Genomic DNA, 14,322 nt, shown 5'->3' with positions numbered 1-14,322 from the left:
TACTGAGAACAGTATCTGCATACGTGCAGAGATTTGGGAAGGGGGCCACCGTGTCGAATCCCGGGAGCGGCAGGGACGGCGAGCACGTGATCTTCCGTCAGTACCTGGACGCCGTGGGCCTCCAGGGGCTGGCCAGCGCGGAGGCCGCGGGCCTGCACACCTCGGAGTGGTACGCGCTCAGCCTGCTCAGTCAGGAGGGCAGCCTGACCTCGGGCGAACTCGCCACCCGCACCGGGCTGACCACCGGAGCCACCACCCGGCTGATCGACCGCCTGGAGCGCGCCGGGTACGCGCGCCGGACGCCCGACCCCGCCGACCGCCGGCGCGTGCACGTCGAACCCGTCCCGGACGCGCTCGACCGCGTGGCGGAGGTCGTGGGCCCGGCCCGCCGCCGTCTCGCCGAGGTCCTGGCCCACTACACACCCGACCAACGCGCCCTGATCTTCGACTACTTCGCCCGCGCCGCCCCCGCGTTCCGCGCCGCGACCGAGGAGATCCGGGCGACGGCCCCGCCCAGGCGGGCCAGGAAGTCCGGCTGATCCGAGCGGACCGGCGCCCCGGGCCGCCGCGCGCTCGACGGGTGCTCCCGCGCGTTCGACGGGCGCTCCCGCGCGCTCCCGGGCGTGACATCATCGCCGTCGTCCGTACGACCGCCCCCACTGGAAGGGCACGGGCCACGATGACCGACTGGGAGTGGGACGAGACCCTCTTCGCGGGCGCCGCCCCCTACTACCAGCGGGGCCGGCTGCCCTACGCCCCCGGGCTGGTCCCGCGGCTCGCCGAGGTGCTCGCGGCCGACGGCACCGGACGCCTCCTCGACGTCGGCTGCGGACCGGGCACCCTCACCCTCCCGCTGGCCCCCCTGTTCCGCGAGGCCGTCGGCGTGGACCCGGACAGCGGGATGATCGCCGAGGCCGCACGCCGGGCCGCCACCGCGGGACTGTCCGCCAGGACCCGCTGGTCACGGCTGCGCGCCGAGCATCTCCCGGCCGGTCTCGGCACGTTCGACGTGGCGGTCTTCGCCCAGTCCTTCCACTGGACCGACCGCGAGCGGGTGGCGCGGACCGTCCACGGCATGCTCCGGCCCGGCGGAGCACTGGTGCACGTGGCCGACCTGAAGACCGAGCGTCGTACGACCGCGGGCCTGCCGTACCCGGCCGTGCCCTACGCCGATATCGCCGCCCTGGTCCGGCGGTACCTCGGCCCCGTCCGCCGCGCCGGCCGGAGCCTGCTGCCGCAGGGCACCCCGGGAGGTGAGGCGGCGGTGCTCTCCGGGGCCGGACTCGCCGGCCCCGAACGGCATGTCGTACCCGGCGGACAGGCGCTGGTGCGCACCACGGACGACGTCGTCGCCTGGACGTTCTCGATGTCCTTCTCCGCCCCGCACCTGTTCGGCCCGGACCGCGCGTCCTTCGAGGCGGACCTGCGCCGGCTGCTCGGCGGCGCCTGTCCGGCGGGCCGGTTCGCCGAACGGGTCCCGAGCACCGAGGTGTTCGTCTGGCGCCGGCCGCGGCAGGCTCGGTCGCGGACCGGCGGGACCGGCTGACGGCGGCTCAGGCCGGGCCTCAGACCGGCCGGTTCCGTACCCCGGCCGGGCCCGCGCGTATCCGATGGAGGATGTATGTCCACGGTCACTAGGATGTGAGGCCAAGACAACCATGCGACCGGCCGTTCGTTGCGGGCCGGTCGGGGTCGCCGATGCCAGGGACCGCTCCCCGGGCTGCGGTGATCTTCCTTCCCAGGAGGACCCTCCGCATGTTCCGACGAATAGGCAACGCCGTCGTCCGTCATCCCATTTGGACGATCGTGGCGTGGCTGATCGCCGCGGTGGCCATCGTCGCCACCGCTCCGAGCCTGCCCTCGAACAGTGACGAGAGCAGCTTTCTACCCAAGAGTTACGAGTCCATCCAAGCGGCGCAGCTCCAGGAGAAGGCGTTCCCCAGCGCCTTCACGCCGTCGGCGATCGTGCTCTACCAGCGCACCGACGGCGGCAAGCTCACCGCCGCCGACCTGCGCGATGTCGCCCGGATCAGTTCCGAGCTGGGTGAGAAGCACATCGACCAGGTACAGAAGGTCGTCCCCGGCCGGCCGTCCAAGGACGGCCGGTATGACCTGACCCTGGTCCAGATGGACAGCAAGGCCGCCGGTCAGCCCAAACAGGCCGACGCCGCCAAGGAGTTGCGTGACGAGGCCAAGAAGCTGGCCAAGGGCACGGACCTCGAAGCCAAGCTCGGCGGTTCCGCCGCGCAGGCGCTCGACCAGCAGGACTCGTCCAAGCGGGGCGATGCGCTGATCGGTCTCGGCACCTTCGGGATCATCCTGATCACCCTGCTGATCATCTTCCGGGCGCCGATCCTCGCCGTACTGCCCCTGGTGCTGATCGGTCTGGTGTCCGCCGTCGCCAACGGGCTGATCGCCTACGCCACCAAGCTGTTCGGGCTGGAGGCCAACAGCTCGATCTCGTCCATCCTGATCGTCGTGCTCTTCGGCGTGGGCACGGACTACTTCCTGTTCCTGATATTCCGTTACCGCGAGAGTCTGCGGGCCGGCGACGAGCCCAAGGAGGCCATGGTCAACGCGGTCGGCCGGGTCGGCGAGGCCATCGCCTCGGCGGCCGGAGCGGTCATCATCGCGTTCCTCGCCCTGGTGCTGTCCACGCTGGGCTTCCTCAAGCAGATGGGCCCGGCGCTCGCCATCGCGGTCGGCGCCACGCTGGTCGCGGGTCTGACCCTGATCCCGGCCGTGGTCTCGCTCATCGGGCCGAAGGTCTTCTGGCCCTCCAAGTCCTGGAAGACGGAACCCGAGAACGCCCGCTTCGCCGTTCTCGGCCGGGGTGTCCAGCGCCGCCCGGCGCTGACCGCCGTCGTCTCCGGTCTCGTCCTGCTCGTCCTGTCGCTCGGCACCCTCGGCTACAAAGCCACCTTCGACCTGGCGTCGGGCTCCATGCCCAAGACCAAGGAGTCCATGGTCGTCCAGGACGAGATCCAGAAGGCGTACTCGGCGGGCGCCGCGGCACCGACCGACGTCTACCTGTCCAGCACCGACGGCAAGCCGCTCGACAAGTCCGCCTTCGACGCGTACGCGAGGAAGCTCGGCGCCGTGGACGGCGTCGCGAGCGCCCGCCTGAGCCAGGTCAACAAGGCGGGCACCACCGCGGACTTCACCGTCACGCTCAAGTACGAGGCGTCGACGGACAAGGCGATCGACGCGGTGGGCAGGGTCCGCGACATCGCGCACTCCTCGGCGCCCCAGGGCACCAAGGCGCTCGTCGGCGGCATGTCCTCGATCTACAAGGACATCAACGCGGCGGTCAACCACGACTACCGGACGGTCTTCCCCGTCGCCGCCGTCCTGATCATGGTCATCCTGGGGCTGCTGCTGCGCAGTGTGGTCGCGCCCTGGTACCTCATGGCCTCCGTGGGCCTCGGCTTCGGCGCCACCCTCGGCGCCACCGTGTGGATCTTCCAGGACGCGCAGGGGCACTCGGGCCTGATGTTCATGCTGCCGGTGATCATGTACCTCTTCGTGGTCGCGATCGGCACCGACTACAACATCCTCATGATCGCCCGGTTGCGTGAGGAGGCGCGTGAGGGCCGGGAGCCGCGCGAGGCCGCCGGCATGGCGCTCCGGCACGCCGGGCCGACCGTGGCCGCGGCGGGCTTCATCCTGGCGGCGACCTTCGCCACGATGATGCTGGCCGGCAACTCGCTGCTCTCGGAGATGGGCTTCGCGGTCTCCTTCGGCATCGCGGTGGCCGCGTTCGTCATGGCGATGTTCTTCACCCCCAGCCTCACGGCCCTGATCGGCCACGCGGCCTGGTGGCCGGGCCACGCCGACCGGGCGGGGGTGCCGGCCGCCGGCACCGGCGCCGCAGCGGCCGGCTCCGGGCCGGTCCGGGGCGAGGAGGACCGGGATCCGGCCGGGCGCCGCGGTTAGGCGCCGTCGTCTGGACCATCCCGGCGCCGCGGGGCCCGGCGGAGGCCGGTGGGACCGCTGAGTTCCGCCGGGCGTCGTGACGGACGGCGGTCGGTCTGATCGATGAGTCCTGCCGGGCCATATGGCCCGGCAGGACTTTTTCGTGCCCGGTGCGAGGACCGGCCGGTCCCGTCAGCCCGTGGCGGCGGGGCCGTGGAAGTAGTGGCCCTTGTCCAGATCCGCGAGGAGACCGGGCTGGACCGGTTCCCAGCCCAGCAGTTCGCGGGTCAGGGCGCTCGACGCGACGGTGTCGAAGCCGAGCGGGCCGCTCAGCCAGCCGAAGTGCTCGGCGGCGGCCTCGGGCGCCACGGAGGCCACCGGCACCGCCAGATGACGGCCGATCACTTCCGCGATGTCCCGGAGCGCGACACCCTCCTCCGCCGATCCGTGCAGCACCGAGCCGGCGGGCGCCTTCTCGGCCGCCAGCCGGAACAGCCGTGCGGCGTCGAGGCGGTGCACGGCCGGCCAGCGGGTGGTGCCGTCGCCGGGATGGCCGGAGACGCCCTTGGCGCGGGCGACGGCGACCAGGCTCGCGACGAAACCGTTGTCCCCCTCGCCGTGGCAGGTGGGGGAGAGCCGCACCACGGAGGAGCGGACACCGCGTTCGGCGAGGGCCAGCGCCGCCTCCGCGGTGGTCTGCCGGATCGTGAAGTGGGAGCCGTGGAGCGCGGGCCTGTCCCGTTCGGTCGCGAGCCGCCCGGGTGCGACCCCGAGCAGCCCGGAGGCCAGGACGAAGGGCCGTCCGGTGCCGGCGAGAGCGTCGCCGAAGGCGTCCACGGCACGGCGATCGGCCTCGGCCGCCTCCTGGAACCCGCCGCTGAAGGCCAGGTCGTGCTTGAAGGCGAGGTGGATCACCCCGTCCGAGGCGACCGCGGCGTCCCGCAGCACGGCGAGGTCGTCGACGGTGCCGCGGACGACCTCGGCCCCGGCCGCGGTGAGCGCGGCGGCGGAGGCGTCGGAGCGGGCCAGCCCGACGACCTGGTGTCCCGCCTCGATCAGGTCGGGCACGAGGGCGGAGCCGATCCAGCCGGACGCCCCGGTCACGAAGAAACGCATGGGAGAACCCCAGACTCTTGATGTCAGTGACTGTCATGGACCCTAGCACTCGATGTCAGTGACTGTCATCGCTAGGATCTGGGCATGGGCAGATGGGAGCCGAACGCGCGCGAGCGCCTGGCGGCAGCGGCGTTGGAGCTCTACGGCGAACGCGGGTACGAGCAGACCACCGTGGCGGAGATCGCCAAGCGCGCCGGGCTGACCGAACGCACCTTCTTCCGCCACTACGCCGACAAGCGCGAGGTGCTGTTCGGCGGCTCGGGAGAGCTGGAGGAGCTGTTCGTGCGGGCGGTCGCCGGCACGCCCGCGGACGCCGCGCCGATCGAGGCGCTGGCCGCCGGGCTCGACGCGGCCTCGGAGATCTTCGCCGACCGCCGCCCGTACGCGCGCGCCCGGCACGCCGTGATCGCGGCGAACGCGGAACTCAAGGAGCGCGAGCTGATCAAACTCGCCTCCCTGTCGACCGCGCTCGCCGGCACCCTGCGCGGGCGCGGCGTCCCGGAGCCGGCCGCGAGCCTCGCCGCCGAGGCCGGGGTGGCCGTCTTCAAGGTCGGCTACGAACGCTGGCTGGTGGCGTCCGAGGACCGCGACCTGGTGCAGCTGGTGCGGGAAGCGCTGACCGAGTTGAAGGCGGTGGCCGCCGGCGGCTGAGCCGTGGTGGCGGACCGCCCGCTCGTACCCGGCGCCCGGACGGGCGCTCGGGGCGCCAGGGGGACCGGTGCCGGTACGGCTCAGCGGGAGGCGTCGGCCAGCCGCCGGAGGATCTCCACCGCCCGCTCGGCCTGATCGTGGGGCACGAAGAGGTGGTCGTGGTGGAAGCCCGCCACGACGTTGCAGCTCAGCCCCTCGTCGGCGAGCGCCCGGGCGACCGCGGCGGTCAGCCCGATCGCGTCCAGCGCGGAGTGGACGCGCAGGGTGATCCACCCGGCCACGTAGTCGTACGCCATCCCGGCCGCGTCCGCGTCCGCCTGCGGCAGCACGAGGGTGAGACCCTCCCGCTCGGCGACCGTGACCACCGGGGAGCAGCCGGAGGGCACTCCGCCCTCGGCCATGGTGAAGACGTAGCGGCCCGGATTCAGCTCCGGCCGCATGCCGCCGAGCAGGGTGCGCAGATCGCTCTCGCCTGTCACACTCCCACCCTACGGGCCGTGCGGAGGGTCGGCCGCTCGGCCGGGTGACCCGGTGGCGACGGGAGCGGGCGCGCGGCGCATGCTCGTGTGAGCCCTGTACGCGCCCCCGTTCGCGCGACAAGACTGCGCTGTCGGCGGGCAGCGGCCGGGCGCCGCCCGCGCGTCGTCCGAGCCCGGGAAAGGCAGGTCGGCCGCTGTGCTGTTGCGTCTGCCCACGTCCCTGACGGAAGCCCGGGAATGCCTTGCCGAGGGGGCCGTGCCGATAGGCGGGGCGACTCTCGTGTGGGCGACCTGGCAACGGGACGGATTCCCCCAACTGGCCATGTCCCTCAGGGAGTTGCCGGAGGCCAACGTCTTGGACCGGGAGACCGTGGGCGGCGCCGTGCTCCTGCACCGGATCGACGGACGGGTGCCGGACGTCCTGCGGCTGGCCGCCGCCACGATCGGCACCGGCGCCGTACGGCGGACGGCGACGGTCGGCGGCAACATCGTCGGCAGCACGCTGCGCTGCCTGCTGCCCGCCGCGCTCGTCCTGGACGCCCGGGCGACGGTCCTGGAGACCGACGGCGTCCGCGAGGCCGACCTGGCCGAGGTGGTCGCCAAGCGGCCGGTGCTGATCGGCCTGCGCTGGCGCACGCCGGCCGCCTCGGCGTACCGCAAGCTGCCCGGCGAGGCGGGCGGCGCGCCGCCCCTCGTCGTCGCCTCGGCCCTGCACGCCGGGCAGGGTGCGCCCGACCGCGTGCGGGTCGCCGTACGGGACGGTTACGAGGTGCTCGGCGGCACCGCCCCCGGTGACGCCGGTGCCGACGAGACCCTCGACGCACTGCGCCGCACCGCCCTCGGTGAGCTGCCGGCCGCCGCCTGGGACGTCGTACGCCCTCAGGTCGTCGGCCTGCTGGAGAGCCGCGGCACGGACTGAGCGGATGGCTGATCCCCGCGGTCGTTCGCGGTCGTCGCGCGGGCGTCGGCCGTCGGACCCGGAGCCAGGAGCGTCGGTGGCGTGTCATCGTGGCGGGTATGGCGACGGAACCGGACGTGGCGGTGCTGGTCGGGCTCCAGGCTGCCGGCAAGACCACCTTCTACGCGCAGTGCCTGGCCGGCCGGTACGCGCTGGTCAGCAAGGACCTGTTCCCGCGCGGTGCCCGGAACAAGCAGGACCGGCAGATGCGGCTGGTGGCCGAGCACCTGGCCGCCGGACAGGCCGTGGCCGTGGACAACACCAATCCGTCACCGCAGGAGTGGGGCCCGCTGGTGGAGGCGGCCCACGCCCACGGGGCGACCGCGACGGCCTACTGGTTCCCGCCGGACCTGACGGGCTCCCTGCGGCGCAACGCCGCGCGCGAGGGCCGCGACCGGGTCCCCGACGTCGGTGTCCTGGCCACGTCGAAGCGGCTGCGCAGACCGTCGCCGCGGGACGGCTTCGACGCGGTGCGCGAGGTCCGGTTCGACGGGCGGGGCGGCTTCCGGGTAGGGGACTGAACCGACAACACGAGGTCAAAGGAGTCCAGCCGTGGACGGATGGTACGTGGACGACCGCTGCGTCAACTGCGATGTGGCCCGGCAGTTCGCGCCCGAGCTGATCGGCGAGGCCGACGGGAAGTCGCGGATCCTGCGCCCGCCGGCCGACGACGCGGAGAACCGGCGGCTGCACGCCGCCGTCTTCGCCTGTCCCACCCGCTCGATCCGGCCGGTGACCGGCCGCGCCGACCCGGCGCTGGACCCGTTCCCGCTGGCCCTCGACGACGGGGTGCTGATCTGCGGCCACAACTCGGCGCGGACCGCGGGCGCCAACGCCTACCTGCTCCGGCGTCCGTCCGGCACCAGCATGATGATCGACACACCCCGCTGGAGCCGGGAACTGGCCGGACGGTACACGGCGTACGGCCCCGTCACCGATGTGCTGCTCACCCACCGCGACCACGCCGCGCACGGCCGCCGCTACGCCGACCACTTCGGTGCCCGGCTCTGGATCCACGAGGGCGATCTGGACGCCGCGCCGGACGCCGACCAGGTGATCCGCGGACTCGAACCGCTGGAGATCGCCGCGGGCGTCACCGTCCACCCGCTCCCCGGCCACACCCGCGGCAGCGTCCTGTACCTCGCCGACGACCGGTACTGCTTCAGCGGCGACAGCTTCTACTGGTCGCGGACGACCGCTGATCTGGAGGTCGCCGACAGCGTGACCTGGTACTCCATCGAGGTCCTGGCCGACTCCCTGGCCAGGACGGCGGGGCGGCTGCGGTTCGAGTGGGTCCTGCCGGGTCACGGAGACCGGCGCCGGCTGCCGGCCGAGGAGATGTCCCGGCGGCTGCACGGCCTGACGGAACGCACGCGCCTGCTGCGGCCCCGCCCGGTCGACTTCACGGGCGTCCGCTGGTGACGGGACGCCGCACTGTTCCCTGACAGGCAACACCCCGGGCGCTGTCGGGATCACCGCCCCCGCGCCGGGCTCCTACCTTTTCGGTGCACAGGGTCCGACCGAAGGGGACAGGAATGAAGCGCAAGGCGACGGCATGGGTGCTGCCCGCGTTACTGGTGGCGCTCAGCGTGGTGGGCTCCGGGGCGCCCTCCTCGGCGCAGAACGAGAACCGGGCCGCGGCCACGTCGACCACGGCGGTCGGCCCGCAGTACGACACCACGCACGTCTACGTCACCCCCGGCTCCACGGACGCGTTCGTCGCGAGCTGGGAGGCGACCTTCGGCGGGACGCACACGGCCAAGGTCGTCACGACCGTCACCCCGACGCCCAGCACCACCGAGTCCGAGCTGGTCTTCTCGCCGGTCGGCACCCTGTCCGTCTTCGACTTCAAGACGCCCGTGCCCTATCCGTTCGGCAGCGAACGGACGGGCTGGCTCATGAGTGACTTCGACACGGGCGTCCGCCTGGCCCGCAAGAGCGGGGCCCAGGTCGTCGTCGCGCCCTTCGACGACCCCATCGGCCGCGACGCGGTCGTCCAGTTCCCGGGCGGGATCAACGCCCAGTTGTACTGGCACACCAAGGTTCCGTCGTACGCGCCGCTGGAGACCGTGCCGGACAACCGGATCTATCTGACGCCGGACTCGGTGGACGCGTTCCTCCGCTCCTACCTGCGCTTCACCGGCGGCCGGATCGTCGCCGACCGGCGGGCGGCGGACGGCGGTGACCTCGGCCGACCCGGGGAGACCTACCGCCGCATCGCCCTGCGCTCCCCGTTCGGCAACACGGTCGTCAGCGTCACCGACGGCCACCTTCCCTACCCGTTCGGCCGGGAGACCACCGGCTACGCCGTGAAGGACCTGTCGGCGACGCTGCGCAAGGCCGGGGCCTCGGGCGCGAAGGTGCTGTGGGGGCCGTACGCTTCGGGGGGCCGGTCCTCCGCGATGGTGGAGTTCCCCGGTGGCTATGTGGCCGAACTGCATGAAGGAGGGGAGCGCGGGTGACCGACGCGACGATGGGCGATGACGTGTACCAGCCGGACGGGTCGGAGGTGCAGGACGACGCCGGCTTGCTGGACGCGTCCGACACCTTGGACTACCGCAGCGGCGAGGAGGCCCTGGACGAGGGGTACTCACCGCCGGAGCGCCCCTGGGGCGTGGAGCACACCGGCGTCACGGCGGCGGAGCGGTGGCGGGGGGAGAGTCTGGACGAGCGCCTCGCCGAGGAGGTGCCGGACATCGGCGTCCCGGAGGGCGACGGCATCGGCGACACCTGGGGCACGGACGGAGAGCTCCTCGACGACGAGGTGGGTGACGAGCGCGCCGGACGGCTCGTCGCGCCGGACGAGGGTGCCCACGAGAACACCGAGTCCGACCTGTTCGCCTCCGACCGGGGCCTGGACGGCGCCGGGGCCTCGGCGGAGGAGGCCGCGATGCATGTGATCCCCGGCTCCGAGAGCTACTGACGCCCACCACGGCCCGATACGGAGGACCACCGAATGAGCACTGCTGGACCGGAGCCGGACGCCGGCCACCACCGGCTGCGGCACCTCAGGGAACGGATGGCCGAGCACCACCGTCGAGCCCAGGCCGAGCAGGAGGAGTCCGCGCTGGAGGACGCGATCGACGGGGCCGCCTTCGACCTGGCCGCCGACATCGCCCACCCCACCGCCGCCGGTGGGCAGGAGCCCGGCTACGACGTCGACACGGACCTCGGCGTCGACCGGCGGTAGCGGCACCCCGCGCTTTGCACGTGGACACCGCCGGCCGGCCTCGCTCCGAGGCCGGCCGGTCTCACTTGAGGGCTCCGCTGGTGATCCCGGCGGCCAAGTGGCGCTGGGCGGCGACGAGCAGCGCCGCCGCCGGGACGGACGCCAGGACGGCGGTGGCCATGACGGCGTTCCACTGGTTCGTGTGGGCGCCGAGGTACTCGTAGATGCCGACGGTGACCGGCCGCACCGACTCCGTGGTGTTCAGGGTGAGCGCGAACAGGAAGTCGCCCCAGGCGAACAGGAAGGTGAAGAGCCCGGCGGTGATCAGCGCGTTGCGGCTCAGCGGGAGGACCACGGACCACAGCACGCGGAGCCGGCCGGCGCCGTCCACCCGGGCGGCGTCGATGATCTCCCCGGGGATGCTCCGCATGAAGGCGCGCAGGACGAGGATCGCGAAGGGCACGCCCGTGGTGGAGTCGGCGAGGATCAGCCCGCCGTAGGAGTTCAGGAGTCCCAGGTCGGTGTAGGCGCCGTACAGCGCGTTGGCCACGACGATGCCCGGCACCGTCTGCGTGACCAGGATGCCGAACAGCACGGCCGTGGTGCCCCGCAGGCGCAGCCGGGCCAGCGCGTAGGCCGCCGGTACGGCGAGTGCGAGGCTCAGCGCCACACTGCCGAGGGCCACGACGAGGCTGGTGACCAGGTTGCGCCCCTGATCGCGCAGGGCGGTGGCGTAGCCGCCGAAGTCCGGGTGGCGGGGGAACCAGCCTGCCGGCAGGGCGCTGCCCGCCGGTTGCAGGGAGGCGTTCACCATCCAGTACACCGGGAACAGCATCAGCGCGAGCAGGACGATGCCCACGGCCGTGGACAGGGGGCCGCGTGCGGGTCTGCGCTTCACCGGCGGGCCCCTCAGGTGTTCCGGGCGCGCCGGTCGGCACGCAGGTGGACGAGGGCGAAGGCGAGCGAGACGAGGACGAGCACGTTGCCCATGGCGGCGCCGCGCCCGAACTCGAACTGCTGGAAGGACAGCTCGTACGACCGGGTGGCCAGGGTCTGCGTCGCGCCCGCCGGTCCGCCGCCCGTGACCACCAGGATGATGTCGAGCACCTTCACCGTGTAGACGACGCCCAGCACCAGCACCACGCCGGCCACGGGCCGCAGCAACGGCCAGGTGACATGGCGGAACGACGCCAGCCGGCCGGCGCCGTCGAGCTTCGCCGCCTCGTAGTACCGGGCCGGGATGTCCTGGAGGCCGCCGTACAGCAGCGCGGTGTTGAAGGGGACGCCCACCCAGATGTTGACCAGGACCACGGACACGAGCGCCTCGGAGGTGCCGGTCAGCCAGGGGATGCCCGAGGACAGCAGGTGCAGGTCGCCCAGCGCCTCGTTGACGATCCCGCTGTCCGTGTCGAGCATCCACCTCCAGGTCGTCCCGGAGACCACCAGGGGCAGCAGCCACGGCAGCAGCAGAAGCGACCGCAGCAGGCCGCCGAGCGGGAACTTCCGCTGGAAGAACAGGGCGAGAGCCAGCCCGAGCACGAACTGTCCGGCGATCGAACCGACGGTGAACAGGACCGTGGTGAGCAGGGCCTGCCAGAACACGTCCGTCGACAGGACGGCCGTGTAGTTCCGCAGGCCCACGAAGGGCGCGGCACCGGTGTAGAACGTCGTGACCGAGTACTCCTGGAAGCTCATCACGACGTTCTTGACGACGGGGTAGCCGAAGAACAGCGACAGGTAGACCAGGGCCGGCAGCAGGAACAGCCACCGGGAGACCCGCGCCCACAGCCGGGCCCGGGACACCGCCCGGATACGCGCGGCCCCGTCAGGAACCGGTGGCGATCCGCTGCGCATGCCTGAGTGCTTCCTGAGGAGTCTGCTCACCCGTCAGCGCCGCCTGCACGGCGGTGTAGATCCCGGTCGCCGCTCGCGGCCACTCGACGCCGAGCTTGCCGGTACGGGCCCGCGCCCCCTCCACGCTCTTGACGAAGGCGGCCATCGACGGGACCTGCTCGGCGTACCGGGCCGCCACCGAGGTGCGGGAGGGCACGGTGTGGTACTGCTCGGCCAGGGCGAGCATGTTCGAGGAGTCGTTCAGACAGGCCACGACCCGGGCGGCCTTCCGCTGCCGGGCCTCGGAGGAGTTCTGCGGGACCGTCCACACCTCACCGCCGAGCGGGGTGAGCAGGGTCTGACCCGGCCGGCGGACGGGGAGGGGCGCCACGCCCCAGTGCAGGTCCTTCGTCTTGTCCATCGCGGACATCCGCCAGGGGCCGTTGACCATCATGGCCGTCTTGCCGGCGACGAACTGGTCGTGGACATCGGCCTGCGTCCAGTTCAGCACCGACTTCGACATGGACCCGCTCCTGACCAGGTCCACCCAGAGCTGGAGGGCCTGGGCGGCCTGCGGGGTGTCCAGCCGTGTCTCGTCCCCGCCGTTGGACCACAGGAAGGGCAGGAACTGCCAGGTGCCCTCGAAGGTGGCGTTGGCATCCACGGCCATGCCGTAGCGGCCGGGCCGGGTGAGCTCGGCCGCGGCCGTCTTCAGCTCGTCCCAGGTCTTCGGCACGGCGACACCGGCCTCAGCGAGCATGTCCTTGTTGTAGAAGAGGGCGACCGTGCTGACCGTGGGCGCGAGCCCGTACACCTTCCCCCGATACGTGCCGGCCGACTTGATGCCCTCGGTGTAACCGGCGGCGTCGATGCCGTACCGGTCCAGCGGGGTCAGCGCGCCGGTCCGCGCTATCTGCTGGAGGTCGGGGTTGTCGAGCATCAGCAGATCGGGCAGGGTCCGCGACGACGCCTGCCGCAGCACCTGCGGGACCAGCGACGCCCCCGGCACGCTCCTGTGCTCGACGGTGACACCGGCGGCCTTGCCGCAGGCGGTGAGCCGCTCGCCCCACTGGGCGTGCTCGGTCGCGTCGGTGTAGTAGTCGAGGGCGGTGATCGACGTCACCTTGCCGTCGGCGGATCCGGAGCCGGTTCCGCCACCGCACCCGGCGGCGGTCACTGCCAGGGCAACAGTTCCGAAGAGGGCGGTGATCCGCCGTGCCGACGGTCTGACCGCTGAAGTCATGGGGTGGTGCCTTCCGTTGCTGGTACCGGACCGACCCGGGTTCGGATGAGTTGGTCCATACCGGCATGTTCCGGTCCGAGCAGGGATGGTACCGGAAACAAACGATCGGAAGATCAGCGGATTTTCCGGCCGTCAGTACAGGGCTTCCTGGTCACCGCACTGGCCCGCCGCTTCCCGGATCATCGCCGCCACGGCGTCCGGCCGTGACATGACCACGGCGTGCGAACCGTCCACGACGCGTTCGGTGGCCGCCATGCGCTGGGCCATGAAGCGCTGGGCGGTGGGGCTGAGCATCCGGTCGGCGGCGGCGATGGCGTACCAGGAACGCTTGCGGGCCCAGGCGGGCGGTCCCGACCTCGCGGTCAGCGCACCCCGCGCGATCGGGCGCTGCGTCACGGACAGCACGCTGCCGACCCGGGGCGCCAGATCGGTGGCGTACACGTCGAGGAAGCGCTCGCGGCGGATGTACAGCTCGCTGTCCGGAGCCGCGGGAGACCACGCGGGAAGCCAGGCGGCGACGGTCGGATCCGGCCCCGGCATGGGGGAGAAGCGGCTCGTGACGTCCAGCAGGGACTCGCCGGCGTCCAGCCCGAACGCCGCGACGTAGCACAGCGCCACGACGTTGTCGGCGTCGGCCTCGGTGATGACCGCGCCCCCGTAGCCGTGGCCGGCCAGCACGACCGGGGTGCCGATCTGGCCCACCACGCTCCTGAGGTAGGCGGCGTCGTGCGCGAGGCCGCGCAGCGGGTTCGCCGGCGCGTACACCGTCAGCCCGGTGGCGTGCAGATGCCGGATGACCCCCGCCCACGAGGAGGCGTCGGCGAACGCCCCGTGCACGAGCACGACGGTCGGCGCTAAGGGCATGCGTCCGGACACCTCGGTGACCTCCGGTGAGTGGGGGGATCCCCAGCCAAACCCATCCGGGTCACGCCGGCATCGCGCGAACGTACCAGGAACC

16 protein-coding genes are annotated in these 14,322 nt (G+C 72.5%); 10 read left to right on the top strand and 6 right to left on the bottom strand.

Annotated elements, in window-relative coordinates; genetic code table 11:
* Positions 1–50: 50 nt before the first annotated feature.
* The 3 genes from AQJ11_RS08205 (at position 51) to AQJ11_RS08195 (ending at position 3,936) form a co-directional block, all read left to right on the top strand.
* On the top strand, positions 51–539 hold the full coding sequence (locus AQJ11_RS08205; protein WP_059262412.1) for a MarR family winged helix-turn-helix transcriptional regulator: 489 nt from the start codon (positions 51–53) through the stop codon (positions 537–539).
* 140 nt (positions 540–679) lie between these two features.
* Complete coding sequence (locus AQJ11_RS08200; RefSeq protein WP_059262411.1) at positions 680–1,546, top strand: class I SAM-dependent methyltransferase; 867 nt, start codon at positions 680–682, stop codon at positions 1,544–1,546.
* A gap of 209 nt (positions 1,547–1,755) precedes the next feature.
* On the top strand, positions 1,756–3,936 hold the full coding sequence (locus AQJ11_RS08195) for an MMPL family transporter (RefSeq protein WP_059262410.1): 2,181 nt from the start codon (positions 1,756–1,758) through the stop codon (positions 3,934–3,936).
* 171 nt (positions 3,937–4,107) lie between these two features.
* Here AQJ11_RS08195 and AQJ11_RS08190 read toward each other — a convergent pair whose 3' ends face one another.
* Positions 4,108–5,031 carry an SDR family oxidoreductase gene (locus AQJ11_RS08190; RefSeq protein ID WP_059262409.1) on the bottom strand — a complete coding sequence of 308 codons (924 nt, stop codon included), beginning with the start codon at positions 5,029–5,031 and terminating at the stop codon, positions 4,108–4,110.
* A gap of 84 nt (positions 5,032–5,115) precedes the next feature.
* Here AQJ11_RS08190 and AQJ11_RS08185 point away from each other — a divergent pair, with 84 nt between their 5' ends.
* Positions 5,116–5,682 carry a TetR/AcrR family transcriptional regulator gene (locus AQJ11_RS08185; RefSeq protein ID WP_059262408.1) on the top strand — a complete coding sequence of 189 codons (567 nt, stop codon included), beginning with the start codon at positions 5,116–5,118 and terminating at the stop codon, positions 5,680–5,682.
* A gap of 80 nt (positions 5,683–5,762) precedes the next feature.
* Here the strand turns inward: AQJ11_RS08185 and AQJ11_RS08180 are convergent, their stop codons facing one another.
* Complete coding sequence (locus tag AQJ11_RS08180) at positions 5,763–6,161, bottom strand: ACT domain-containing protein (protein WP_014676879.1); 399 nt, start codon at positions 6,159–6,161, stop codon at positions 5,763–5,765.
* Positions 6,162–6,357: 196 nt separating this feature from the next.
* On the opposite strand from AQJ11_RS08180, the gene AQJ11_RS08175 reads away from it, so the two are divergent.
* The 6 genes from AQJ11_RS08175 (at position 6,358) to AQJ11_RS08150 (ending at position 10,309) form a co-directional block, all read left to right on the top strand.
* Positions 6,358–7,080, top strand: coding sequence for an FAD binding domain-containing protein (locus tag AQJ11_RS08175; RefSeq protein ID WP_079082249.1), 723 nt, complete (start codon positions 6,358–6,360; stop codon positions 7,078–7,080).
* 98 nt (positions 7,081–7,178) lie between these two features.
* The gene (locus AQJ11_RS08170; protein ID WP_059262407.1) at positions 7,179–7,640 is read left to right on the top strand and encodes an AAA family ATPase; all 462 of its coding nucleotides are present in this window, start codon (positions 7,179–7,181) and stop codon (positions 7,638–7,640) included.
* A gap of 31 nt (positions 7,641–7,671) precedes the next feature.
* Positions 7,672–8,541 (top strand): 4Fe-4S domain-containing protein, encoded by an 870-nt coding sequence (locus AQJ11_RS08165; RefSeq protein WP_059262406.1) that lies wholly within the window; start codon positions 7,672–7,674, stop codon positions 8,539–8,541.
* Between the two features lie 113 nt (positions 8,542–8,654).
* Complete coding sequence (locus AQJ11_RS08160) at positions 8,655–9,581, top strand: hypothetical protein (RefSeq protein ID WP_014676883.1); 927 nt, start codon at positions 8,655–8,657, stop codon at positions 9,579–9,581.
* Positions 9,582–9,592: 11 nt separating this feature from the next.
* Entirely contained in the window at positions 9,593–10,042 is a 450-nt protein-coding gene (locus AQJ11_RS08155; protein ID WP_041666036.1) for a DUF5709 domain-containing protein, read from the top strand.
* 33 nt (positions 10,043–10,075) lie between these two features.
* Complete coding sequence (locus AQJ11_RS08150; RefSeq protein ID WP_014676885.1) at positions 10,076–10,309, top strand: hypothetical protein; 234 nt, start codon at positions 10,076–10,078, stop codon at positions 10,307–10,309.
* Positions 10,310–10,370: 61 nt separating this feature from the next.
* On the opposite strand, the gene AQJ11_RS08145 is transcribed toward AQJ11_RS08150, so the two are convergent.
* From AQJ11_RS08145 to AQJ11_RS08130, 4 genes are all read right to left on the bottom strand, one after another.
* The gene (locus tag AQJ11_RS08145) at positions 10,371–11,186 is read right to left on the bottom strand and encodes a carbohydrate ABC transporter permease (protein ID WP_059262405.1); all 816 of its coding nucleotides are present in this window, start codon (positions 11,184–11,186) and stop codon (positions 10,371–10,373) included.
* Between the two features lie 11 nt (positions 11,187–11,197).
* Entirely contained in the window at positions 11,198–12,142 is a 945-nt protein-coding gene (locus AQJ11_RS08140) for a carbohydrate ABC transporter permease (RefSeq protein ID WP_244218156.1), read from the bottom strand.
* Positions 12,114–13,364 carry a sugar ABC transporter substrate-binding protein gene (locus AQJ11_RS08135; RefSeq protein WP_059262404.1) on the bottom strand — a complete coding sequence of 417 codons (1,251 nt, stop codon included), beginning with the start codon at positions 13,362–13,364 and terminating at the stop codon, positions 12,114–12,116. Before AQJ11_RS08135 ends, AQJ11_RS08140 begins: the two co-directional genes overlap by 29 nt.
* 132 nt (positions 13,365–13,496) lie before the next feature.
* Positions 13,497–14,228, bottom strand: a complete 732-nt coding sequence (locus AQJ11_RS08130) for an alpha/beta hydrolase (RefSeq protein ID WP_063807667.1) — start codon at positions 14,226–14,228, stop codon at positions 13,497–13,499.
* Positions 14,229–14,322 lie beyond the last annotated feature (94 nt).

This window comes from Streptomyces corchorusii, assembly GCF_001514055.1.
Classification (GTDB): domain Bacteria; phylum Actinomycetota; class Actinomycetes; order Streptomycetales; family Streptomycetaceae; genus Streptomyces; species Streptomyces olivaceoviridis.
This window is presented reverse-complemented; position numbering and strand designations above follow the sequence as displayed.